Source organism: Marinobacter alexandrii, from assembly GCF_005871205.1.
Taxonomy (GTDB): domain Bacteria; phylum Pseudomonadota; class Gammaproteobacteria; order Pseudomonadales; family Oleiphilaceae; genus Marinobacter; species Marinobacter alexandrii.
In genome coordinates, this window is sequence record NZ_SWKM01000012.1 from 738,797 (window position 1) to 761,496 (window position 22,700).

The following is a 22,700-nucleotide window of genomic DNA, read 5'->3' on the forward strand; positions in this document are numbered from 1 at the left end:
GCAGCAGGAGTTCACCATGGCTGAGTCCCGCCATTCTGTTTTTCGCCAATTTGCCGCCAATGAATGGCAGGGCTTTCGCAAAGGCGTCGAAAAGGAAGGTCTGCGCGTCGATCGCAACGGCTTTATTGCCCAGACACCGCACCCGAAAGCACTGGGGTCCGCCCTGACCCATCCGAGCATTACCACGGACTATTCAGAAGCACTGCTGGAGCTGATCACCCCGGTATGCTCAAGTACCGGCGAAATGCTCGAGTCGCTGCGCAACATCCATCGGTTCGTGCAACAGAATCTGGGTGACGAAGTGTTCTGGGCCGCCAGTATGCCCTGTGAACTGGATGGTGATGCCAGCATTCCCATTGCGGAATACGGCAGTTCCAACATTGGTCGTCTGAAGCATGTCTATCGTCAAGGCTTGGCGGTGCGCTATGGCCGGATGATGCAGAGTATCGCCGGCGCCCATTACAACCTGTCGCTGCCCGACAGTTTCTGGCAGCTCTGGCAGCAAGCGCTTGGCAACCAGCAAAGTCTCAAGGACTTCAAATCCGATCAATATTTTTGGCTGATCCGTAATTTCCGTCGTCGAAGCTGGCTGCTGATGTTGTTGTTTGGCTCATCCCCGGCCCTGGACGCCAGTTTCGTCGCCAATACCAGTCACACGCTCAGCCGGTTCGATGACCATACCTGGTTCGGCCAGAATGCGACCTCCCTGCGGATGGGCGATCTGGGCTACCACAACAACGCCCAGTCTTCCCTGAACATCTGCTTCAACGAGCTGAGCACTTACACCCAGACTCTGGACCGGGCCATCCATACGCCGTGGCCACCGTACGAACGCATCGGTGTGCGGCGTGAGGACCAGTTCATTCAAATCAACACCAGCATCTTGCAGATCGAGAATGAGTACTACAGTGCGGTGCGGCCCAAGCGGACGGCTGAGAGCGGAGAGAAGCCGATCCAGGCCCTGGAATCCCGCGGTGTGGAATATATCGAAGTTCGCTGCCTGGATCTCGATCCGTTCTCCCCGGAAGGCGTCAATGCCGCCCAGATCGACTTCCTGGACCTGTTCCTGTTGGATTGCCTGCTGACCGATAGCCCGCGTATCGGCGACGATGAATGCGAGCGGCTGGATGACAACTACAAAGATGTGGTTGCCCAGGGCCGTAACCGTGAGCTTAATCTGTGCGAGGGTGGCGCACGCAAGCCGGTGGGTGACGCGGCAACAGTCTTGTTTGACCAACTGGAGCCGCTGGCGGAATTGCTGGACAGCTGGACCGGAACCGACACCTATCGCAGCGCACTGGCAGAGCAGCGTGGAAAACTGCCGGAACTGGGTGTCTGGTCGGTGCCTTCGGCCCAGGTGGTGGAGGCCATGCGGGAATCGGGGCTGGGCCATCGGGAGTGGGTGATGGAGCAATCCCGCCAACACCAGCAGACTCTGCGCGAGGAAGGTCTGTCAGCGGAAGTGCAGGCATCGTTCCAGGACATGACCGAGCAATCCCTGGCGGACCAGGCGCGCATGGAAGCTGTGGATCAGCCGTCGTTCGGCGCGTTTTTGGACGAGTATCTTAAGGCTTGAGGGCAGGGTGTTGCAGCCGGGGCGGACCTGACGCACAGAATCCAGACAAACTGTTTGTCAGGACTCAGATCGACTGTTAGTTTCTGTAATCACAGGGATAACAGTGGATGGCGTCATGGCAAGGGATATCAAGCTCGGCTGGGAAGTGGAGGCGCTCAATAAAGCCTATCGCCAGGGTTACATGGCGGCCTCGATGGGAATGGATATGGCCCGCTGCCCGTACCGCGGTGAGGTGGTCATTGCAGCCTGGGAAGCAGGTTGGGATGACGCCAATCAGGCGGCCCGGAAAAAGCGGGCAGTGCAGGAGGACGACCTGTTTTCCCGTATCGCCTGAGCCAGGTCAAACGCCGCTTTACCTCTGCACCACGAATTCGGTAAACAGCACGCCGGTGATGCTTTCGCCGGTTTGCTGTTCCTCAAGAACCTGGTTGATCCGGGTTGTCGCTTCCTCTCGCAAAGCCTGCTGGCCTTCCAGAGCGGTCAGCCGCTCGCTGTCCGTCTGTTCACCAAACAGCATGACCAGCTCGTGGCGCAGTCTCGGCATGTGCGTGTCCAGCGCCGACTGGGCACCAGCGCTGGCAACCCGGAGGCTGACCGACGCCTTAAGATAGGTCACCTTGGTGCCCGGTTTGCCGATGTGGGTCACGAACGGTGGGTCCATGGCGATATAGGCAGTGATGCCCTTTTCCTCGACGGCTTCGTCTTCTTCGGGCTCCTCGGCGGCCAGTGGTGTGGCAACCAGTGAGCACAGGAGCAGCAACAGGGTCAGGGCAGATTTTGGGTGAAGTGTCATAAGCTTGAAGTTGGTCTTAGTTTAGGGTTAAGTGGCCGATCAACAACAATGCCACCGATGGGACCGAGAATAGCAGGCCCAGTGGGTGGATGCAGGTTCAATTCGATTATCCGAGGTGTTGTTTTGACAAGCAGGCAGGTGTTCGGACTGATTTTTCTGGTGTGCGCCGGGTTACTGGGTGTCGCCTTTTACATGCAATACGTGATGGGGCTAGAGCCCTGCCCGCTGTGCTGGCTCCAGCGCTTTGGCTTCATGGGCGCTGGCCTGGTTGGTTTGGTGGCATTGTTGCATGGTCCTTCTGGTCTAGGCGTGCGTATCTACGGGCTGCTGCTTGCCGTAACAGCGGGCGCGGGACTGGCGGTTGCCGGTCGTCAGCTTTGGCTGCAGAGCCTTCCGGCGGACCAGGTCCCTGCCTGTGGCCCCTCCGTCGATTACATGCTGGAAGTGCTGCCCTTCTTTGAAGTGTTGGCAACGGCATTGAAAGGCACCGGCGATTGCGCCGAAGTGGTTTGGCGTTTCCTGGGGTTGAGTATTCCCGGCTGGACGGCAGTATTCTTCAGCCTGCTGGTGGTGACTGGCCTTGCGTTGCTGTTACGCCGTTCAAAGCCACAAAACGGTATTGCCGGCTGAAACGGTTGCGACAGACCGTAGCCATGGGGTAAGTTGAAATTACCTGACAAGACATCAAGACCGAGACAAAAGATCCGGAATATCAAACGGAGAACAGGCGTCATGCTGGAAAATTGCCGAAATGCCAGGGAGCGTTGGGGCGGAGTCAATGAACTCATTGATCGTTGGCTGAAAGAACGTCAGGAACTGCTGGTTCATTACTGTGAGCTGTCAGGGGAGAACGACTTCTCCCAGACCGAAGCCCTGAGAGAAAAATTTGTACGCCTGTGTGAAGTGCTGGTGGATTATGTTTCAACCGGGCACTTTGAAATTTACGAGCAGTTGGTTCGTGAGGCCAAGGAATTTAACGATGGTGGCCAGGAACTGGCGGCCAAGTTGTATCCTCGTATCCAGGAAACCACTGAGGTGGCCCTGAACTTCAACGATCGCCTTGATGGCAAGAAATTGTCCGAAGAAGAGCTCAAAGCCCTATACGGCGAATTGTCGAAACTGGGAGAGAGTCTGGAAAGCCGTTTTGAAATGGAAGATTTTTTGATCGAGCATCTGCACACCGCGCATGCGGGCAAGTTAGCATCGGTCTGACCGACGGAATTGGTAAAAAAAAGCCTCAGCACCGGGTTACCGGGCTGAGGCTTTTTTGATGGCCGCTCGTTATTCTGAGTCGGTGTCCTGATCGGCCTGCGGATTGATTTTCAGCAGTTCGACGTCGAAGATCAGGGTTTCGTTCGGGCCGATGGCGCGATTGCCGCCGGGTCCGTACGCCAGATCGGCCGGGATATAGAGTTTGTAACGAGCACCTTCGCTCATCAGTTGCAGGCCTTCGGTCCAGCCCGGGATCACCTGGTTCAGGCCGAATGTTACTGGATCACCCCGTTCACGGGAGCTGTCGAAGACTTCACCTGACAGCAATTCACCGGTGTAATGAACTTTCACGGTGTCGGTCGCAGCTGGCTTCTCGCCGGAACCTGCTTCCAGGACCTCAAACTGAAGCCCGGAATCCGTGCTCTTCACTTCATCACGATCAGCGTTTTCTGCCAGGAAGGCTTCGCCCGCTTCCAGGTTTTTCTTGGCCAGCTCTTCCGCTTGCTGCGACTGCTTCTGCTGCATTTCTTGCTGGTAGGCCATCAAGGCCTGCTGGATTTCTTCCCGGCTCATGCGCTGGGCTTCTTCGTCGCCCGCGTGGCCATGCTGGATACCCTGCAGGAACTGATCCATCTGCAGGTCCGGCAGATCGTTGCTCATGCGCTCACCGAGTACCAGGCCCATGCCGTAGCTGACTTTCTGGTCAGTGGATTCCAGTTTTGGGTCTTCCGGGGTCTCTGGCGGAGTTGAGCAGCCGGCCACAACGCCAGCCATTGCCAGTGCGAGCAGTGTCTTCTTCATTGCCTCATCCTTTAACGTATGTGCCGGGGCAGGGCCCCGAAGAGTGTATATCGAAATGCAGACGGTAACGGGTTCTGGCGGCAGTTGCCACTGAACATGTGTTAAGAAAGCGGACGGATGTTCTAGCTGCCATTGCTGCCAGCGGTCGGGCCCATGGAGAAAGGTGCCCGGTAAGGAGACTGCCAGTCGTTTTCCGGATCCGAGACCCGGTTGCGGGGCACGTCGGTGTCGGCGCGCTCGATGGCCAGGGTGTTCCAGCGACCCTGGGTCGGGGGTTGGTCAGCGTAATGCCAGTTGCCCTCAGTATCCTGCCACTTGAACACAATATCGGGTCCGTCGGTGGGCACCGGGGAAGGTACCAGCCCTTCGAAGTCCGGGATCTCTTCAGGTGTTTCCTCGGCGACGGACTCTGTCACCTGTTCAGGGTCATTGAGGCCAAAGAAAATTAGCAGCAACAAAAACCCCAGTGCCGGGAATGAGATCCGGATGAGCCATTTCATAATCATGGCTTGTGGTCTCCCGTGGAGATGTGGGCCAGCGTACCGGCGAGTGCATTCAGTTGGCTCTTCGCGTTCGGGACCGCGTCCGGCGACGGAGCGGCAGCCTCGAGATTGTTCTGGATAAGTACATCGCGTCCGTGCATATCGCCAGTGTCCAGTCTGTTGGTTGTCAGTGTATGCCAGGCTAGTGCGAGTTCAATACGCTCGGCTTCGAGTTCAAGACCAGCGACGCCTTCACGCAGAGTGCTACACTGCGCACTTGCTTTCGGAAGCAGTTGTCGAACGGAGCGCAAGGCGCCCGTTACACGGTTGCGCCACTCTGTTACCGTAGCGTCTTCACTTCCGGTGTACGATTGACCGTCCAGCGCCAGCCAGGCGGCACACAGGACTCTGGTTACACTCCAGCCTTGCTGCTGCAGCGCCAGACAATTGTCCTGAACGCCCGCCTTCTGCCAGAAGGCAAGCGCGAACTGCCACAGAGGGTTATCGGATTGCAGTTGCACCGGCAGGTCCAGGCCGTCCGTTGTTCGTTCCGATGGACTCTGTGAACAAACCGTCATGGTAACTGGACCTTCTTTGCCAACGATACGTTGATAAAATGGACACATGTTAACGATAACCGATCTCAGTTTACAACGGGGCGGCGTCTGGTTGCTACAGGCGGTCAGTCTCACCGTGCAGCCGGGTCAGCGTGTCGCCATTGTCGGCGCCAACGGCGCCGGTAAATCCAGTCTTTTCCAGCTGTTGCTGGGCCAGTTGACACCGGAGCAGGGCAGCGTGGCGCTGCCAGGCGGCTGTCGGATTGCCCACATGGCCCAGGAGGTAAAAGCCTCCGATCGCAGCGCCCGGGATTTTGTCCTGGACGGTGATCTCGATCTCCGGCGCATGGAGGCCGAGCTGGCTGATGCCGAAGCGCGCGGCGATGATCACGCCCAGGCCCGCATTCACGGCGAGCTCGATATCCATGAAGCCTGGTCGGCGTCGCGCCGTGCCGAGACCCTGCTGCGCGGACTCGGCTTTTCCGATTACGACATCGGTCGGCCGGTCTCGGCGTTTTCCGGTGGCTGGCGCATACGGCTCAACCTGGCCCAGGCCTTGATGCGGCCCTCGGACCTGTTGCTGCTGGATGAGCCCACCAACCACCTGGATCTCGACGCCTGTCTGTGGCTTGAAAACTGGCTTCGCCGCTATCCCGGCACCCTGCTGTTCATTTCCCACGACCGGGATTTCATGGACCGGGTGGCCACCCACCTGGTGCATTTTGATCAGCAGAAGCTCGAGCTCTATACCGGCAACTACACCGCCTTCGAAGGCCAGCGCAGCGAACGGCTGGCCCAGCAGCAAGCGGGCTTCGAGCGTCAGCAGGCCCGGATTGCCGAAATACAGCGCTTCATCGATCGATTCAAAGCCAAGGCCACCAAGGCCCGGCAGGCCCAGAGCCGGGTCAAGGCACTGGAGCGCATGGAACGAATTGCCCCGGCGCACATAGACTCGCCGTTCAGCTTTGAATTCCCACTGTCCGAGAAAGTGTCCAATCCGCTGCTGTCCATCCGTAACGGCCAGGCCGGCCATGGCACCGCCCCGATACTCACCGGTATCAATCTTACGCTTTTGCCCGGCAGCCGCATTGGCCTTCTGGGCCCCAATGGTGCGGGTAAGTCGACACTGATGGATGGCTTGCGCGGTGAAAAGACTCTGTTGGCCGGTGACCGGACCTGCGGCGAGCACCTGGCCATTGGTTATTTTGCCCAGCATCAGTTGGAATCCCTCGATCTGGACGCCAGTCCCTTCCTGCACCTCCAGCGCCTGTCACCCAAGGCCTCAGAACAGAGCATTCGCAATTTCCTGGGCGGGTTCGATTTCCACGGGGACGAGGCACTGAGCGCGATTCGGTCGTTCTCCGGTGGCGAGAAGGCCCGGGTCGCCCTGGCGATCATTGCCTGGCAGCGTCCGAACCTGTTGCTGCTGGACGAGCCAACCAACCATCTGGACCTGGAAATGCGCCAGGCCCTGACCATGGCCCTGCAGAACTTTGAAGGTGCCATCGTAGTGGTGTCCCACGACCGGCACCTCCTGCGCAACACGGTGGATGAGTTCTGGCTGGTGAATGACGGACGCGTACAAGAGTACGAGGGCGACCTGGAGGATTATGAACGCTGGCTGGCAGATCGTCGCAAAGACGACACTGAAGCTCCGCGGAATAACCAAGCCACATCCAATGGCGTTCCGGCGGAAGCGAGTGCAGGGGAAGGTGTAGGTGAGAGCGCTGACGATCGCAAAGCTCGCAAGCGGGCGGAAGCGGCACTGCGCCAGAAACTCAGTCCGTACCGCAAGCGCCAGACCGGCCTGGAGAAGGAGATGGATGGCCTGCAGCAAACCCTGCAGACGCTGGAGGCCGACCTGGCCAACCCGGCCCTGTACGACGCTGATGGTCAGGCCCGGTTGAAGGAGCTGCTGGGCAAGCAGGCGGAAGCCAAGAGCCGGATGGAAGACATCGAGGCGGAGTGGCTTGAGGTCAGTGAAACCGTCGAGTCGCTGGAAGCTGAGCTGGTGGGCTAGGCCCGTTCAGCAACCGGAATCCTTAGCTCGAAATTCTGCTTGGCTAGATAGTCCCGTTCATTTTCGAGATCGGCCAGGGTGAGCGGCCGATCGTCGAGCCAGCCCTCGTCAAATTCAACGGTCAGTTTGTTGGCTTCTGCACTAAGTGTCAGGCGGGGTGGTGGCTCCAGGTTGCGCGGGTGCTGAATCAGCACGGCCAGACGAACCAGCACGGACAGGTAGCGCAGTCGGGTTTTGTCGTCCGGATCTTCCACGTCTTCGAAAATGGCCGGCGAGAATTTGCGCCGGTGACCCCGCACCAGGGTGGCCAGATCACGCTGGAACTGCTGGCTGAAACCGGGCAGGTCGGAATAGCGCAGTAGATAGGCACCGTGCTTGTGGTACTGGCTGTGAGAGATGGTCAGCCCAATTTCATGCAGGCGGCAGGCCCAGCGCAAGACTTCCTCGTCGCTCGGGGTGTGCACACCCCAGGTGCTCGCTACCTGCGCCCAGGCAGCAATGGCGGTCTCCTCGACGGCCGTGCCGTGGGCCTGGTCAACGTGATAGCGCTCCTGCAGTGCCGAGATGGTGCGCTCGCGCACGTCTTCATGCTGAATCCGTCCGGCGATGTCGTACAACAACCCCTCCCGCAAGGCACCATCGGCAAATTCCATTTCCTCAATGCCGAGTGACTGGAACGCGGCCATCAGAATCGCGAAGCCGGCCGGAAAGATGCTCTGACGGTCTGCACGCACGCCCAGATCATCCAGTTTTTCAGTCTTGCCCATATCCACCAGGCGCCTGCGCAGCTCCTGCATTCCGGCTTTTGTGATCGTGCCGTCGGAAATCTTCAGATTAGCGAGGACACTGGAGATGGCCTTGATGGAGCCGGACGACCCCACCGCGCTCTGCCAGCCCACGGACCGGAAATGCCGGCGAATGTTGAGCAGTTCCTGCTCGGCGTGGGTGACGGCTTTGTCCATTTGCCGCCGAGTAATTTTGCCGTCCGGGAAATAGCGATTGCGGAAGGATACACAGCCCATGTGCAGGCTTTCGAGCACTTCGGGCTCGAAGCGCTGTCCGATGATGAACTCGGTGCTGCCACCCCCGATGTCGATTACCAGCCGCCGGCCACAATCGTCGGACAGGGTATGGGAGACTCCCAGATAGATCAGGCGGGCCTCTTCACGGCCGGCGATGATTTCCACCGGGTAGCCCAGCACTTCCTCAGCCTGGTCCATGAAGATATGGGCGTTACGGGCCACCCTGAGGGCGTTGGTGCCGACGATCTGAACCGCACTTGGCGGCATGCCGTTTAGCCGCTGGGCGAACCGACGCAAACACGACAGGCCTCGTTCCTGCGCCTCGGGGGTCAGGTTGTTGGCTTCGTCGAGACCCGCGCCCAGTTGGACCTTTTCGCCCATTTTTTCGAGGGTGCGGATTTCTCCGTGTACCAGCCGGGCAACCACCATGTGGAAACTGTTGGAGCCCATGTCGATGGCTGCGAGAACCTCCGAAGGAGGAACAGCATTTTCGGCGGTGGATGCGGCCGTCACGGTGGTCGAAATCCTTTTAAAGGTGAGCTTCCGGGCTACTATAAGCGAAATCCCTCAGGCGTGTCAGTAACGGACAGGCCGATCTACCGCTTCACATATTGCGGACCAATCGCGTAAAGTATGGCTCATCTCGATAAGGGTGAAAGGTTGTCTGGGCAACGAGGCAATCCTTCAACGAAGTGAACAGCGCCCTGCTGCGGTTCTAAAGCAGGCTGACATGATGTAGGGCGCACGAATCAGGAAATGGTAATGAGCGGAAATATCGTAAACGTAACCGACGCTTCCTTTGAGCAGGACGTGCTGCAATCCGACGTTCCGGTACTGGTAGATTATTGGGCAGAATGGTGCGGTCCCTGCAAGATGATTGCGCCGGTGCTGGAAGACATTGCAGATGAATACGAAGGCAAGCTGAAGATCTGCAAGCTGAACATCGACGAAAACGAGCAGACTCCGCCTAAATTCAACATTCGCGGTATCCCGACTCTGATGCTGTTCAAGAACGGTAATGTCGACGCCACCAAGGTAGGCGCCCTGTCCAAGTCGCAGTTGGTAGCCTTCCTGGACAGCAATCTCTGATTGTCGACAGGTTGCTAAAAACCGCCCCTGAGCGCTAGCTCACGGGCGGTTTTTTATTTCCAGGCGTCGCTGCGAGCCACATCAGAGTTCTTCTGCTCTACCCAATGCTCTCCGGATGCGGTGATTTCCTTCTTCCAGAAGGGTGCCGAAGTCTTGAGGGCGTCCATCAGAAACTGGCAGGCCGCAAAAGCGTCGCTTCGGTGCGCGCTGCAGACTCCCACAAAGACGATCTGCTCCTGCAGCGCCAGACGTCCCACCCGATGGATAATCCGCGCTCGGCGAACATCCCAGCGCGAAGAGGCCTCGGCAATCAAGCCCTCGATGACCTGTTCGGTCATGCCCGGGTAATGCTCGAGGTATAGGCCCTCGACATCGCTCAGGTCGCCACTGTCACGTACCAAACCAGCAAAGGTCGCAATGGCTCCAGTGCCAGCGCCGCTGTCTCTGAGTCGTTGGTATTCCGCCGCCGGATCGAAATCTTCGGTCTGAATTGAAATCATCTCAGCCTCCGGTCACCGGCGGGAAAAAGGCTACCTCATCGCCGGCACGTACTTCGGTAGACAGCTTGGCCATGGTCTGGTTCACTGCGATCATTACCGGCTGCTCCCCCTGCAACTGGGTCCAGGCGCCACCACGTTCGGCCAGGCTGGCGAGGATGGCCCCGGTGGTCAGGCCGGGTTGGGCCGGCAGCGTAAGCTGCTCGGTGTTCAGTTCCTCCCGCAGGCGGGCAAAAAACCGGATGGTGATGGTGTCTGCAGTCATGATCAGGCCAAAAGCTCCGTGAAAGAATAATAGGTTAACACGTCGCCAATCCGGACCTCACTGTTCTCCGGAATTACCGCCAGGCCGTCGGCCCAGCAAGCAGAACTGAGCATGCCGGAACTCTGATTCGGATACGCAGCCAAACGAAGCTCTCCGGCCTCCTGTTCCTTGCGCGCCCGGAAAAAACCCCGGCGAATTGAGGGAGAGGGAACTTCGAAACCTGCTGGCAGGTGCTCGCCTATCGGATGGATTCTCGGTTGGCCTTGGCATTGCCGAATAAAGGGCATCACAATCATCGCGAAGGTGACCAGAACGGCTGCCGGATTGCCGGGCAGGCCGAGCAGGGGGGTGCCTTCGATCTGTCCAAACGCCAGTGGTTTGCCCGGTTTGATGGCCAGGCGCCAGAGTGACAACTGACCGGTGGCCGTGAGTGCGGCGCGCACGTGATCTTCCTCGCCTACGGAAACCCCGCCGGTGGTAATGATCAGGTCTGCCTCGGCAGCGGCTTTTTTCAGTGTGGTCTCGGTTGCGGCTCGATTATCCGCCAGGCCCTCACACAGGACCACGTCGCAGGCCGCGTGCGTGAGCAGGCCCAGCAGGGTGAATCGGTTGGTGTTGTATATCTGTCCAGGGCCCAGTGGTAAGCCGGGTTCTACCAGTTCGTCACCGGTGGTGAGAATGGCGACCTTGAGTTTATCCTTGACGGGCACTTGAGCCACGCCCATGGAGGCCAGTAGCCCCAACTCCTGGGGGCGCAGTCGGGTGCCCTTTGGCAGAGCCAGATCACCCTTGCCCAGGTCCTGACCCTGACGCCGGATGTTCTGGCCCGGCTTGACGTTGGTTTGTACCAGGATGCCGGTGTCCGAAACCTCTACCTGTTCCTGCATGACCACTGAATCGGCTCCGGCTGGTATCTCCGAACCGGTAAAGATCCGGGCGGCGGTGCCTGTTGCCAATGGCGTGGGTGCGGTGCCGGCGGGAATGCGGATCGAGATCGGCAGGGGGTTACCCGAATGAAGGTCATTCTGGCGCAGGGCATAGCCGTCCACGGAGCTGTTATCGGCCGGCGGCACATCTGCCGGGACCCACTGGTCTTCTGCCAGGATGCGATCCAGGGCGTCGGTCAGCCCTACAGTTTCGGTGCGGGTGATGGCGGGAGCCCGGGATAGCAAATGGGCCAGGGCATCTTCCAAGGGTATCAGGTCAGGGCCGGCCATGAGCGGTTCTCCTTGTGGTTCGCTGAATGCGCTCAGGTGGTCGCGCGAGTAGTGATCTGCTCGTTTACCCGATGCAGGGGTTTGTCCGGCTTACGCAGCACCAGCGCGGCAAAGTTGCACGGTGTGTGCCGGCTATCCAGCTGGCTGCAAAGAATGCCATTCCAGCCAGTCCGACAGGCGCCTGTGGACCCCGGCAGACAAAAGACAACCGTGTGGTTCGATAAACCGCCAAAGGCCCGGGATTGGATGGTGGAACTTGCGATTTCGGCGGCTGACAGGCGTCGGAATTCTTCGCCAAAGCCTTCAATGGTTTTGTCCAGAAGAGGTCCAATCGCTTCCGGTGTGCTGTCGCGTTCAGAAAAACCGGTGCCTCCGGTAATCAGGATTACATGCACTGACGGGTCCGCGATCCAGTGTGCAATCAGGGCGCGTATCAGATACACGTCGTCCGGCAGGATGCGGCGTGCCGCCAGTTGGTGTCCGGCTTCGAGCAGGTTGTCAGCCAGGAACTGGCCGGAGGTGTCCTGTTCAGGTCCGCGGCTGTCAGAAACGGTTAACAGGGCGATGTTGAGGGGTTTGAATTCGCCGGCGAGGTCGATGCCCATGGCGTTAGCTCCGTAATTTTGGGATAAATACTGATAACCCAAGTATCCGGATCACGACCAGGGATTGGAAGAGGTCCCCGGCCAGGCCTACCAGGCGGCGTTGGTTACAGGGATCAGGATCCGGGTTAAGTTGGCGTTAATTTGGACAGTTTACTTGACATTCGCCAGTGAGGTGGTCGATGATCTTCGTTGCCTAGGGGACGGTTGTTCCCACTCTCTGGCTTCAGACCCTTTTTAACCCGGATTCCATCTACACCCGGTTGCTCCATCTGGCCAGCAACAAGTTCAACGACGTTAATTTTTGATCAATCCGTGCAGGTACACCCTGTCATCCCACATTCGATTACTTCCATTCCTGATAATCCAACAAACTATGAATCTTACTGAACTCAAGCAGAAGTCCATGCCCGAATTGCTCGAAATTGCGCAAGAGATGGGCCTCGATAACCTGGCTCGTTCGCGCAAGCAGGATGTCATCTTCACCATCCTGAAGAGACACGCCAAGGGCGGCGAAGACATCTACGGCGACGGCGTACTGGAAATTCTGCAGGACGGTTTTGGTTTCCTCCGTTCCGCTGACGCTTCCTACCTGGCGGGACCGGACGATATTTACGTCTCTCCGAGCCAGATCCGTCGTTTCAACCTGCGTACCGGTGACACCATTGCCGGCAAGATTCGCCCGCCGAAAGACGGCGAGCGTTATTTTGCCCTGTTGAAGGTTAATGAAATTAACTTCGACAAACCGGACAACGCCCGTAACAAGATCCTGTTCGAGAACCTGACGCCGCTGTTCCCTGAGGAGCGGCTTACTCTGGAAGCAGGTAATGGCAGTACCGAGGATCTGTCCTCGCGTGTGCTGGACTTGGTTGCTCCTATCGGTAAGGGTCAGCGTGGCCTGATTGTGTCCCCGCCCAAGGCCGGTAAGACGCTGCTGATGCAGAGCATCGCCCAGTCGATTACCCGTAATAACCCGGAGTGCCATGTGATGGTGCTGCTGATCGACGAGCGCCCGGAAGAAGTGACCGAAATGCAGCGCACCGTGCGCGGCGAGGTTATTGCTTCCACGTTCGACGAGCCACCTGCGCGTCACGTTCAGGTTGCCGAGATGGTGATCGAGAAGGCCAAACGTCTGGTTGAGCACAAGAAAGATGTGGTGATCCTGCTGGATTCCATTACCCGTCTGGCGCGTGCCTACAACACCGTGATCCCGTCCTCCGGTAAAGTTCTGACCGGTGGTGTTGATGCCCACGCCCTGGAGAAGCCGAAGCGGTTCTTCGGTGCAGCCCGGAATGTGGAAGAGGGCGGCAGCCTGACCATCCTGGCGACGGCGTTGGTCAATACCGGTTCCAAGATGGACGAGGTGATCTACGAGGAGTTCAAGGGCACCGGCAACATGGAAATCCATCTGGACCGCAAGATTGCCGAGAAGCGGACTTACCCGGCCATCAATATCCGTAGCTCCGGCACGCGCCGTGAAGACCTGCTGATGACTGAGGCGGACATCCAGCGAGTGTGGATCCTGCGTAAGCTGCTGCATTCGATGGACGACGATACGGCGGCCATCGAGTTCCTGCTGGACAAGCTCCGGGACACCAAGACCAACGACGAGTTCTTCCAGTCGATGAAGCGTCGTTAAGGCAGAGCCCGGGATTTAGCCCCGGCGCGTTGAGCCTGTTGGTTTAGCCGCGCCGGGAGACCTTGCCCCGGACACGCCGTGGATACGTCCCTTTAGGCTTGGTCTTGCCATCCCTGGCAAGACACAGTCCGGAGCAAGGTATCCCGGCACTGCTTTCCTGATTCCTGCGCGCACCCGCTCCTCCATCCTGACTTGGCGTACAGGCCTAAACATCCGATACGCGCCGCAGCCCGTAAAAGCCCGAAACCTTCGGAGCACGCGATGAAATACAACGACCTGCGAGACTTCATGGACCAGCTGGAAAAGCTGGGCGAACTGAAGCGCATCTCTGTTGAAGTTGATCCCCACCTGGAAATGACGGAAATCTGCGACCGCACCTTGCGGGCGGGCGGTCCGGCGTTGCTGTTCGAGAACCCCAAGGGGCACGACATGCCGGTGCTGGCGAACCTGTTTGGCACGCCCAAGCGGGTGGCCATGGGGATGGGGCAGGACGATGTCACCGCGCTGCGGGATATCGGCAAGTTGCTGGCGTTCCTGAAAGAGCCGGATCCCCCCAAGGGTTTCCGGGACGCCATTGAGAAGTTGCCGCTGTTCCGTCAGGTCATGCGCATGAGTCCGAAGGTGCTGCGTTCGGCGCCGTGCCAGGATGTGGTGATCGAGAAGGATCAGGTAGATCTGTACCAGATTCCGGTGCAGCATTGCTGGCCCGGCGATGCCGGGCCGCTGGTGACCTGGCCGCTGGTGATTACCCGCGGGCCGCACAAGGAGCGCCAGAATCTCGGCATCTATCGCCAGCAGGTGATCGGTCGTAACCGGCTGATCATGCGCTGGCTCAGCCACCGCGGTGGTGCGTTGGATTTTCAGGAATTCCAGAAGGCCAATCCGGGCCAGCCGTATCCGGTCGCGGTGGCTCTGGGCGCGGACCCGGCCACCATTCTCGGGGCGGTGACTCCGGTGCCGGATTCGCTGTCGGAATACGCGTTCGCGGGCCTGCTTCGCGGCAGCCGAACTGAGCTGGTGAAAGCGGGTTTAAGTGATCTGCAGGTGCCGGCCAGCGCCGAGATCGTGCTGGAAGGCTTTATTTATCCGGACGACATGGCACCGGAAGGGCCGTTCGGGGATCACACCGGGTATTACAACGAGGTGGACCAGTTCCCGGTCTTCACCGTTGAGCGCATTACTCATCGCAAGGACCCGATCTACCACAGCACCTACACCGGGCGGCCGCCCGATGAGCCTGCGATTCTTGGGGTGGCGCTGAACGAGGTCTTTATCCCGATTCTGCAAAAGCAGTTTCCGGAGATCGTCGATTTCTACCTGCCACCGGAGGGCTGTTCCTACCGCCTTGCAGTGGTGACCATGAAGAAACAGTATCCCGGCCATGCCAAACGGGTGATGATGGGCGTATGGTCGTTTTTGCGTCAGTTCATGTACACCAAGTTCGTGATTGTCACCGACGACGATGTCAACGCGCGGGACTGGAAAGATGTGATCTGGGCGATGACCACCCGTATGGACCCGACCCGGGACACCACGCTGGTGGATAGTACGCCCATCGATTACCTGGATTTCGCCTCGCCGGTTTCCGGCCTGGGCTCAAAAATGGGTTTGGATGCCACCAACAAGTGGCCAGGGGAAACCGACCGGGAGTGGGGCACGCCGATTGTGATGACCGATGAGGTCAAGCAGCGAGTTGATTCACTCTGGGACAGTCTGGGCATTGAAACCGGCCCTGATCGCCCCGACCAATAGGGCCAGAAGTTTGAAACGGGTGGTCTTGCAACCCTCAGGGCTTGGCTTTGACGCCGAGCCCGAAGACGATTTGCTGGGCGCTGCCACCAGGGCAGGGATCGCGGTTCCCGCGGCCTGTCGCAACGGGGTGTGTGAACTCTGCAGTGGCCGGCTTTTGGCTGGCACCGCGGTGAATACCCGAAACCAACAGAAGATTCCGATCAGTGAGCCCCTGATGCTGTGTAGAAGCCGGGCGTTGACTGATCTCGAACTGGAGATAGACGCCGTTATGGCAGCTGGAGCTAATCAGCCTCGCAAATTTCAGGCAAAGGTCGCGGACGTTCAGTCCATCAGTCATGACGTCTACCGCGTCGAGCTTCAGCTCCCGCGCCGGCGGGAGTTGTCGTTCCATGCTGGCCAGTATCTGTCGGTGATTCTGCCCGATGCCGAGCCCTGCTACTTTTCCATTGCCAGCAGCCCCTCGGAGCAGAGCATTGAACTGCATATCCAGGCTTCACCGGAGTGGGTGTCGGCCCAGAAAGTGATCGACGCGCTGACTGCCGGCGGCGAGGTGACTCTCGAATTGCCTCATGGCAAGGCCTGTCTGGCGCAAGCGCCGACGAAGCCATTGTTGCTGGTTGCCGCCGGTACCGGTTTTGCCCAGATGAAGAGCCTGGTGGATTACCTCCGGAGTACCTCCTACAACCAGCCGGTGACCCTGTTCTGGGGCGTGCGCCGTCATGAGGACATGTATCTGCGCTCACTGGCTCACCGCTGGGACCAGGAGTGGCCTGCGTTTACCTTCCGCCCGGTGGTGGGTGATGACGAGGACAATGATTGGGGCGGACATCACGATCAGCTGGTGCGGACCGTGTTAGCCACCGGCATGGATTGGGATAACGTGGAAGTGCACGCCAGTGGCTCACCGACCATGGTGTACACGCTGATGGATGCACTTACCGAGGCTGGCCTGCCGAAAGACGCCTTTTTCTCCGATGTTCTGGAATACGCGCCCCGGGGTTAACCAGAAAGGTTGGTCGAATAAGTCGAATAAAAAGTGATCAAAAAACGGGCCATCAGGCCCGTTTTTATTACGTCATCAGGCCCGTGGCATCGGCAGTTCAGGCAGGCCGTTGTCGTTGGCGAGGCCCTGCATCATCAGCTTGATGCTGACTTCTTCCTCGCCCATGTGGGCGTTCAGTCGGCTCAGCTCTGCCAGGGTCTCCCGGCTTCGGCGAAGGCGCAGGCTGGTTTCGAAATACTCTCTTGCCTTGCCCCAGAGCTCATTGCGCAAGCTGAGGCGGCCCAGTGCCAGCAGCAGTTCGGCGTTGTTGGGCCGGTCTTTCAACCATTGCTCTGCTAGTAGGAGCTGCTCATCCGGTTTCTGCCCCGCAATGCGCCCGTACAGGTTCACCAGTTCATCGCTCCAGTGATTGCGTAGCACTTTGCGCAGCAGGGTTTCGGTCTGGGCCTCGTCGCCCAGGTCAGCCAGCAGTCGGGCGTAATCCCGGATGGTGTGATCATCCCGGCGTAGGAAACCGGGCAGTTCGTCCCACAGGCGAGTCAGCGGTTCCAGTGAGGCGTTCGGGTCTTCTTTGCGCTGCCGACGACAGTCTTCGGCGGCATCTTCCAGCAGGTTGTGCCAGACCAGGCGCTGGAGTTCGTGCAACTCATCGTCGGGGAGCACATTGCGCTTACGTAGCTCGGGCAGCAATTTGGACAGCTCGCGCCAGTCCTCCAGTCGCAGATAGGTGTTCTTCAGTAGCTTGAGTACGAACGGGTGGTGCGGCGACTGTTTTCGCAAGCGAATCAAGGTGGCCAGGGCCTGTTCCAGGCGATTGCCGGCCAGTTGCAACTGGGCCTGGGTAATGCCCACGGCCATGTCGGATCCGGGCGTGCTTTCGAAGGCCCGGCGCAGAAGCTCGTCGACCGCCTCATGATCTCCGGATTCGAACGAGGCTTGGGCCGCTGCCAAGTAGTTGATCAGTGGGGTGTCCGCATTACTGGCGGAAGAGGTCAGCAGCTTGCGCGCCCGGGGCCAGTTGCCCTCGGCCAGGGCCAGCAAACCCTGGGTGGTGCGATGGCGAGCGCGGCGTTCGTTGCCCCGGGCCAGCCATCCGGCCACCACGCCGGTGCTCTGACGGAAGCGGCGGAACAGGCTTACGCTGACCAGGATCAGTGCAACCAGGGCCACCAGCAGGGCAACGCCGACCCAGAAGTTGGTTTCGATCAGGTAGTGCCCGAGGCTGATGCGGATGTAGCCGAGGTCGTATTGCAGACCCATCGACAGTCCGGTCCCGATCAGCAGGGCCAGCAGGACAATCAGCAGCAGGCGAATCATGAATTATCGCCTCCGTTGCCCTCGGTGTTGCCTTGGGTTTCACTTTGGGTCCCGCTCTCTTTCTGTTCGCTGCCATTCAGCCGGCCGGCCAGACGCTGCTTGAGCAGGTCCAGGGACTGGCTGATGTCCGGCAGCTCCGGATCGACATTGCGCTCTGCCAGTTCGCTCAGGGTGTCTGACAGTGCGGTCACCCTCGGGTTGCTGGCGTCGTACCAGCTGTCGATGGTGCTGCGGGCCTTGGTCAGTGCCCGTTCGTACAGCGGCTGGTTGCCCCGGAGTACCGCCATTTCCGCCTCTTCCAGCATCAGTTGCAGGTTCAGGCGGGCGTAGGCACTCTGGTCCGGTGACAGCAGCGGCTTTACCGGTTCGTCCATGCGCCGGACTACTACTACTTGCTTAAGCGTAGTCTTGGCGGTGTTCCAGGCCTGGCTCAGGGCGCCGGGTTCGAGCGCTGCATCGGCGGAGACTTCACCATCCTTGCGGACAAAACCTGGCGCCTGTTCACTGATCAGGGCCTGGTCGGTGAGTTGGTGAATGCTGTCGATGGCCGCTTCCAGTTTCAGGTAAAGTCCGGTGCGGTCGACGCCACTGATGCTCTTGAGCGCGAGGATTTCCCGGGCCAGTTGTTGGCGCACCGGATATACGCCAATGTCGTCGGATTCGGTCAGCACTTCGTCGGCGGCTTCCAATGCCGAGCGGGCGCCGCGGATGTCCTTTTCAATCATCAGGCGCTGGTTGGCGATTCGCAGCAGGTATTCCGCTTCGGCCAGCAGCCAGTCGGTACGGGTGCGGTTGCCGGCTTCCAGCAATTCCCGGGCATTGTGATCGATCTGGCGTTGCTGTCGGGCGATCAGTTCCCGTTGCGCGGTCAGGGTCTGCTCCAACGATTGCAGGCGCTGGTTCTGTTGGCTGCCGCGGTCGCCGTAGCGATCTTCAAGCTGAGCCGTGTCCTGCTGAAGATTGTCGAGTGCGGCCAGAACGGCCTGGTGGTTATTCCACTGCTGCCAGCTCCACAAGGCCAGGGCAATGGCCAGTATCACGGCGACGATGGCAATGAGCCAGACCGGCCAGAGCCTCTGGCGCGGTGCTGAATCCTTGGCGAGAGTGGCGGGCAGTTGATTTGTTGTCTCAGTCACGGGCGTCCTTACTTAACTGTTCCGGAGCTACCGTCCCGGCCGTTCAGTTGCTCTGCAACGGTGGCCACGATGTCGTTGTCGGCAAGGCTTCCTGGTATGCACGGAAATTTGAACCCTGCAGTACGAGCCTGGTCGGCGACCCGATCTGCGGGAACAATCAATAACCTATCGTATAGATTATGGCCGCTCTTCGCACATAGTGCGATGAGATTGTTCAAGGTTTCGCCCGAGAGCGTGACGATGGCCTCGGGAGCAAAGTCGCCCAGCAGGCGTTTAATCTGATCGCTCGGGTGGTCCGGCAGGTAGCGCCGATACAGTGGCAACACCGTCACCTGCGCGCCCCGCGCTTCCAGGGTTTCCCGAATCAGTTCGCGCCCGTCTTCACCCCGTGCCAGCAGTACCCGTTCGCCGTCGATCCGGGCCAGGGAGGGCAGGGCCAGCAGCGCTTCGCTGGTCCAGCCCTGAGCCGGTCGGCGCGGGCTCAGTCCTTGTTCGGCCAGTACCGCAGCGCTGCCGGCACCGACGGCGTACCAGCGAATGCCGGTCGGGACCTGTGGCCACCAGGTGTCCACCTCGTCCAGGAGCAGGCGGGCCGCGTAGGGGCTGACGGTGATGATGTGGGTGTAGTGATCAAGGCTGAGGATCAGGGTGCGGCGCTCCGGGGTCTCCGGCAACGGCTCGCGCTCGATCAGGGACAGCACCCGAGGCACGGCGCCAGCTTCACGAAAACACTGGGCAAGGCGGGAGGCTTCGGGTTCGGGCCGGCAGATCAGGATGTGCCGGCCCTGGAGATCGGGCAACTTAGCGGGGGGTGTGGCCATAGATCTCAGCCAGTACCTTGTCGGCACCGAGCGCGAGCAGGTCTTCGGCCAGCTCGCGGCCCAGGCGTTCGCCTTCGCTGCGAGGTGCCCGGCCTTCCACCCGGAAGATCTGGGTGCCGTCGACGGCACCGACCAGGCCACGCAGCCAGAGTGTGTCGTTGTCTTCCAGCAGGGCGTAGGCCGCGATGGGCACCTGGCAGCCGCCTTCGAGCCGGCGGTTTAGAGCGCGCTCGGCGCTGACCCGGTCCCAGGTGTCAACGTGGTTCAGCGGCTCCAGCATGGCGCGCAGCTCATTGTCGTCGAGTCGGCATTCAATACCGAGGGCGCCCTGGCCCACGGCCGGCAGCGAAATGGTGTCCGGCAGGCAGTAGCGGATTCGATCGTGGAAGCCCAGGCGTTTGAGGCCGGAGCTGGCCAGTACGATCGCGTCGTAGTCGCCGGCGTCGAGCTTGGCCAGGCGGGTGTTGACGTTGCCCCGAAGTACGCGGATCTGCAGGTCCGGGCGGTAGGCGCGCAGTTGCGCCTCGCGGCGCAGGCTGGCGGTGCCAACCACGGCGCCATCGGGCAGGGCATCAACGTCGTCGTAGTTGTTGCTTACGAACGCGTCGGTCGGGTCCTCGCGCTCACAGATGGCGACCAGGCCGAGGCCTTCCGGGAAGTGCATGGGGACGTCTTTCATGGAGTGCACCGCCAGATCCGCGCGGCCATCCAGCATCGCCTCTTCCAATTCCTTCACGAACAGACCTTTACCGCCGATCTTGGCCAGGGGCACATCCAGAATCTTGTCGCCCTGGGTCTTGATCTTGACCAGCTCAACGGTGATGTCGTCGTTCAGCCGTTCCAGTTCCGCCTTGATGAATTCTGCCTGCCACAGTGCCAGGGCACTGCTGCGGGTTGCGATGCGAAGGGTGCGTTTGGACATGCCACTCACTGTCAGTTCGGGAAATGTACGCCAAGGTTACCTTGTGACGGCAAAAATGTCCCGCTATCGGTGTTGTGGGTTCCCGAGGGAAGGCCCTATCCCGGCTGGTGTTCCTGCAGCCACTGGCGCACGCTGCTGGCGTGTCGACGGCTGACCGGCAGTTCGCCCTGGCCATCGCGCAGCGCGACCACACTTTGGCCATCGGGGGTGCGTCGCAGGGCCTGGATGAAACGTACGCCAACCAAAGTGTGGCGATGAATGCGCAGCAGATGGTGGGGGTAGCTGCCCTCAAGTTCCTTTAGCGTGAAATCGCACACGGTTTCGCCCGTGGCGTGGTGCAGGGTGACGTACTTCTGGTCCGCCTCGCAGTACAGGATATCGGCCAGGTCAATCAGTTCGGTACCTCGATAGGTCCGTACTGCGAGCTGTTCATCGTTGGCAGTGCTCTGCTCCGTTAGTGCTTGTCGCTGCACCCGGTTGACCCGGCCAACCCGCCCCAGGGCATCGGCCAGGGCTTCTTTGCGCACCGGCTTGAGCAGGTAGGCGGTGGCCTGAACGCCGAACGCCTGGATCGCATAGTGGTCGTAAGCGGTGCAGAAGATCAGCGCGGGCGGGTTGGTGAGCTGTTCCAACCGGGCCGCCGCCTCCATGCCGTCCATGCCGGGCATCCGGATGTCCAGCAGCAGGATGTCCGGCTCCAGGCTGGCCACCTGCTGTAGGGCCGCATCGCCATCGGCGGCCTCGCCGCACACCGTGTACTCGGGGAGTGTACTGACCAGCCGACGCAACCGCTCCCGTGCCAGCGGTTCGTCGTCAGCGATCAGAATTCTGCGGGGGCTGGAAGGGCTGTTGGGCATGGCGGGTAATCAGCTCCTCTGGTCCGTGGCTGGCTGGCTGTTCGCGCTTTGGCGCGGCAGTCTCAGGGTGACCGTGTAAATGTCGTTGTGGTGACTCTGTTTGAGCACCGCCGGAGCGCCAAAAAGCGCCTGCAGGCGCAGCCGGATATTGGCCAGGGCCATCCGGTTGCCCTCGTGCTGGCGATCGTTCTGATCCGGTATCGGGTTCTGAACCATCAAGTATACAAAATCGCCGCGGGACTGCGCCTCGATGCGCACGGTGCCGCCGCCGGGCCGGGGCTGGATGCCGTGGTAGATGGCGTTTTCCACCAACGGCTGCAGCGACAGGGGCGGAATGGCCTGGGCCTTAAGCCCCGGTTCAATGGCCCACTCCAGGGTCAGGCGGTCGCCCAGGCGCAAGGCTTCAATGGCCAGGTAACGCTGGCACAGGTCGAGCTCCTGATTCAGGGGAATCAGTTGGTCCACGGTGCGCAGGCTGGCCCGGAATAGCTCCGACAGATCCAGGACGGCTTCTTCGGCCTGGTCCGGATTGACTGCGATCAGGCTGGCGATGGTGTTCATGCTGTTGAACAGGAAGTGGGGCTGAATTCGGGCCTGCAGTGCAGTCAGGTGCGACTGCATCTCCGCTTCCCGCTGCTGTTGCCACTGATGCTGCAGGTAAAAATAGCGCAGCACCATCAGCACGATCAGCAGGGCAAGCAGCAGTTTCTTGGCGATACCCTGCCACACCGCTACCCCGGCCTGGGGGTGGAGGACGCTGTCGGCGAACAGGCTGAACGCGAACACGTCCAGCAGCACTATGGTGACAATACTGAGAGTGGCCCGGGCCACCGTCAGGCGGGCCAGCCATTGCCGCAGCAGACAGATCAGCGCGGCACTGGTCAGAGTGGTCCACTGCACGAAGAGCGACAGCAGGCCAAAGTAGTTCCAGTCGATCCAGCTGGCCTCGGCCTGGACGATCGCCAGCACCAGCACCAGCAGTTCGCTGGTGATCAGCAGCATGAACACTGCCCGCACCCGGCACAGGTCTGGCACAAAGAATTCGCTGACGTCTACCGCTTTGTCACCGTTCAGGGGTGGCTCCTTTACATCGGCCAGAATGCTATACTCCCGCCACACT

Annotated in this window: 24 protein-coding genes; 9 read left to right on the forward strand and 15 right to left on the reverse strand. The window is 60.0% G+C overall.

Translation table 11 applies throughout. The features are described 5' to 3' along the window. The first annotated feature begins 16 nt into the window (after nt 1-16). Together gshA and rmf are read left to right on the forward strand one after the other, a co-directional pair. Nucleotides 17-1,576, forward strand: coding sequence for a glutamate--cysteine ligase (gene gshA, locus FCS96_RS10345; protein WP_138440261.1), 1,560 nt, complete (start codon nt 17-19; stop codon nt 1,574-1,576). Nucleotides 1,577-1,691: 115 nt separating this feature from the next. Continuing rightward, nucleotides 1,692-1,910, forward strand: coding sequence for a ribosome modulation factor (gene rmf / locus FCS96_RS10350; RefSeq protein ID WP_138440262.1), 219 nt, complete (start codon nt 1,692-1,694; stop codon nt 1,908-1,910). Between the two features lie 18 nt (nt 1,911-1,928). Here the strand turns inward: rmf and FCS96_RS10355 are convergent, their stop codons facing one another. After that, complete coding sequence (locus tag FCS96_RS10355) at nt 1,929-2,369, reverse strand: flagellar basal body-associated FliL family protein (RefSeq protein WP_138440263.1); 441 nt, start codon at nt 2,367-2,369, stop codon at nt 1,929-1,931. A 123-nt stretch (nt 2,370-2,492) separates the two neighbouring features. On the opposite strand from FCS96_RS10355, the gene FCS96_RS10360 reads away from it, so the two are divergent. Together FCS96_RS10360 and rsd are read left to right on the forward strand one after the other, a co-directional pair. Beyond that, the gene (locus FCS96_RS10360; RefSeq protein WP_228264070.1) at nt 2,493-2,999 is read left to right on the forward strand and encodes a disulfide bond formation protein B; all 507 of its coding nucleotides are present in this window, start codon (nt 2,493-2,495) and stop codon (nt 2,997-2,999) included. Nucleotides 3,000-3,101: 102 nt separating this feature from the next. Beyond that, on the forward strand, nt 3,102-3,581 hold the full coding sequence (gene rsd, locus FCS96_RS10365) for a sigma D regulator (RefSeq protein WP_138440265.1): 480 nt from the start codon (nt 3,102-3,104) through the stop codon (nt 3,579-3,581). A 69-nt stretch (nt 3,582-3,650) separates the two neighbouring features. On the opposite strand, the gene FCS96_RS10370 is transcribed toward rsd, so the two are convergent. The 3 genes from FCS96_RS10370 to FCS96_RS10380 form a co-directional block, all read right to left on the reverse strand. After that, nucleotides 3,651-4,382: an FKBP-type peptidyl-prolyl cis-trans isomerase gene (locus FCS96_RS10370; protein ID WP_138440266.1), complete on the reverse strand. Its 732-nt coding sequence runs from the start codon at nt 4,380-4,382 to the stop codon at nt 3,651-3,653. A gap of 122 nt (nt 4,383-4,504) precedes the next feature. Beyond that, entirely contained in the window at nt 4,505-4,888 is a 384-nt protein-coding gene (locus FCS96_RS10375; RefSeq protein ID WP_138440267.1) for a DUF4124 domain-containing protein, read from the reverse strand. Then, nucleotides 4,885-5,442 (reverse strand): TIGR02444 family protein, encoded by a 558-nt coding sequence (locus FCS96_RS10380; RefSeq protein WP_138440268.1) that lies wholly within the window; start codon nt 5,440-5,442, stop codon nt 4,885-4,887. The genes FCS96_RS10375 and FCS96_RS10380 overlap by 4 nt, the downstream gene beginning before the upstream one ends. A gap of 46 nt (nt 5,443-5,488) precedes the next feature. On the opposite strand from FCS96_RS10380, the gene FCS96_RS10385 reads away from it, so the two are divergent. After that, entirely contained in the window at nt 5,489-7,441 is a 1,953-nt protein-coding gene (locus tag FCS96_RS10385) for an ATP-binding cassette domain-containing protein (RefSeq protein WP_138440269.1), read from the forward strand. On the opposite strand, the gene ppx is transcribed toward FCS96_RS10385, so the two are convergent. Then, nucleotides 7,438-8,976 carry an exopolyphosphatase gene (gene ppx, locus FCS96_RS10390; RefSeq protein ID WP_266094456.1) on the reverse strand — a complete coding sequence of 513 codons (1,539 nt, stop codon included), beginning with the start codon at nt 8,974-8,976 and terminating at the stop codon, nt 7,438-7,440. The two genes, FCS96_RS10385 and ppx, sit on opposite strands and share 4 nt — an antisense overlap. Before the next feature lie 249 nt (nt 8,977-9,225). On the opposite strand from ppx, the gene trxA reads away from it, so the two are divergent. Continuing rightward, nucleotides 9,226-9,552 carry a thioredoxin TrxA gene (trxA, locus tag FCS96_RS10395; RefSeq protein WP_041340817.1) on the forward strand — a complete coding sequence of 109 codons (327 nt, stop codon included), beginning with the start codon at nt 9,226-9,228 and terminating at the stop codon, nt 9,550-9,552. A gap of 53 nt (nt 9,553-9,605) precedes the next feature. Here trxA and FCS96_RS10400 read toward each other — a convergent pair whose 3' ends face one another. From FCS96_RS10400 to moaB, 4 genes are read right to left on the reverse strand one after another with little or no spacing between them, the layout of a single operon-like run. Beyond that, nucleotides 9,606-10,052: a molybdenum cofactor biosynthesis protein MoaE gene (locus FCS96_RS10400; RefSeq protein WP_138440270.1), complete on the reverse strand. Its 447-nt coding sequence runs from the start codon at nt 10,050-10,052 to the stop codon at nt 9,606-9,608. Nucleotide 10,053: 1 nt separating this feature from the next. Then, complete coding sequence (moaD, locus tag FCS96_RS10405) at nt 10,054-10,314, reverse strand: molybdopterin converting factor subunit 1 (RefSeq protein ID WP_138440271.1); 261 nt, start codon at nt 10,312-10,314, stop codon at nt 10,054-10,056. 2 nt (nt 10,315-10,316) lie between these two features. Next, the gene (locus FCS96_RS10410) at nt 10,317-11,531 is read right to left on the reverse strand and encodes a molybdopterin molybdotransferase MoeA (RefSeq protein WP_138440272.1); all 1,215 of its coding nucleotides are present in this window, start codon (nt 11,529-11,531) and stop codon (nt 10,317-10,319) included. A 32-nt stretch (nt 11,532-11,563) separates the two neighbouring features. Then, nucleotides 11,564-12,136 carry a molybdenum cofactor biosynthesis protein B gene (gene moaB / locus FCS96_RS10415; RefSeq protein ID WP_138440273.1) on the reverse strand — a complete coding sequence of 191 codons (573 nt, stop codon included), beginning with the start codon at nt 12,134-12,136 and terminating at the stop codon, nt 11,564-11,566. A 373-nt stretch (nt 12,137-12,509) separates the two neighbouring features. Here moaB and rho point away from each other — a divergent pair, with 373 nt between their 5' ends. The 3 genes from rho to FCS96_RS10430 all read left to right on the forward strand — a co-directional run bounded on the left by rho (nt 12,510) and on the right by FCS96_RS10430 (nt 16,527). Continuing rightward, nucleotides 12,510-13,772, forward strand: coding sequence for a transcription termination factor Rho (gene rho, locus FCS96_RS10420; RefSeq protein ID WP_138440274.1), 1,263 nt, complete (start codon nt 12,510-12,512; stop codon nt 13,770-13,772). Nucleotides 13,773-14,033: 261 nt separating this feature from the next. Continuing rightward, nucleotides 14,034-15,524: a 4-hydroxy-3-polyprenylbenzoate decarboxylase gene (gene ubiD / locus FCS96_RS10425; RefSeq protein ID WP_138440275.1), complete on the forward strand. Its 1,491-nt coding sequence runs from the start codon at nt 14,034-14,036 to the stop codon at nt 15,522-15,524. Between the two features lie 10 nt (nt 15,525-15,534). Next, the gene (locus FCS96_RS10430) at nt 15,535-16,527 is read left to right on the forward strand and encodes a 2Fe-2S iron-sulfur cluster-binding protein (protein WP_138440276.1); all 993 of its coding nucleotides are present in this window, start codon (nt 15,535-15,537) and stop codon (nt 16,525-16,527) included. A gap of 75 nt (nt 16,528-16,602) precedes the next feature. Here FCS96_RS10430 and FCS96_RS10435 read toward each other — a convergent pair whose 3' ends face one another. From FCS96_RS10435 to FCS96_RS10460, 6 genes are all read right to left on the reverse strand, one after another. After that, on the reverse strand, nt 16,603-17,844 hold the full coding sequence (locus tag FCS96_RS10435; protein WP_138440277.1) for a heme biosynthesis HemY N-terminal domain-containing protein: 1,242 nt from the start codon (nt 17,842-17,844) through the stop codon (nt 16,603-16,605). Next, on the reverse strand, nt 17,841-18,980 hold the full coding sequence (locus tag FCS96_RS10440; RefSeq protein ID WP_138440278.1) for a uroporphyrinogen-III C-methyltransferase: 1,140 nt from the start codon (nt 18,978-18,980) through the stop codon (nt 17,841-17,843). The genes FCS96_RS10435 and FCS96_RS10440 overlap by 4 nt, the downstream gene beginning before the upstream one ends. Nucleotides 18,981-18,988: 8 nt before the next feature. After that, nucleotides 18,989-19,801: a uroporphyrinogen-III synthase gene (locus FCS96_RS10445; protein WP_138440279.1), complete on the reverse strand. Its 813-nt coding sequence runs from the start codon at nt 19,799-19,801 to the stop codon at nt 18,989-18,991. After that, on the reverse strand, nt 19,782-20,723 hold the full coding sequence (gene hemC, locus FCS96_RS10450; RefSeq protein ID WP_138440280.1) for a hydroxymethylbilane synthase: 942 nt from the start codon (nt 20,721-20,723) through the stop codon (nt 19,782-19,784). Before hemC ends, FCS96_RS10445 begins: the two co-directional genes overlap by 20 nt. 95 nt (nt 20,724-20,818) lie before the next feature. Continuing rightward, the gene (locus FCS96_RS10455; protein ID WP_138440281.1) at nt 20,819-21,580 is read right to left on the reverse strand and encodes a LytR/AlgR family response regulator transcription factor; all 762 of its coding nucleotides are present in this window, start codon (nt 21,578-21,580) and stop codon (nt 20,819-20,821) included. Between the two features lie 9 nt (nt 21,581-21,589). Next, nucleotides 21,590-22,582 carry a sensor histidine kinase gene (locus FCS96_RS10460; protein ID WP_138440428.1) on the reverse strand — a complete coding sequence of 331 codons (993 nt, stop codon included), beginning with the start codon at nt 22,580-22,582 and terminating at the stop codon, nt 21,590-21,592. Between the last annotated feature and the right edge of the window lie 118 nt (nt 22,583-22,700).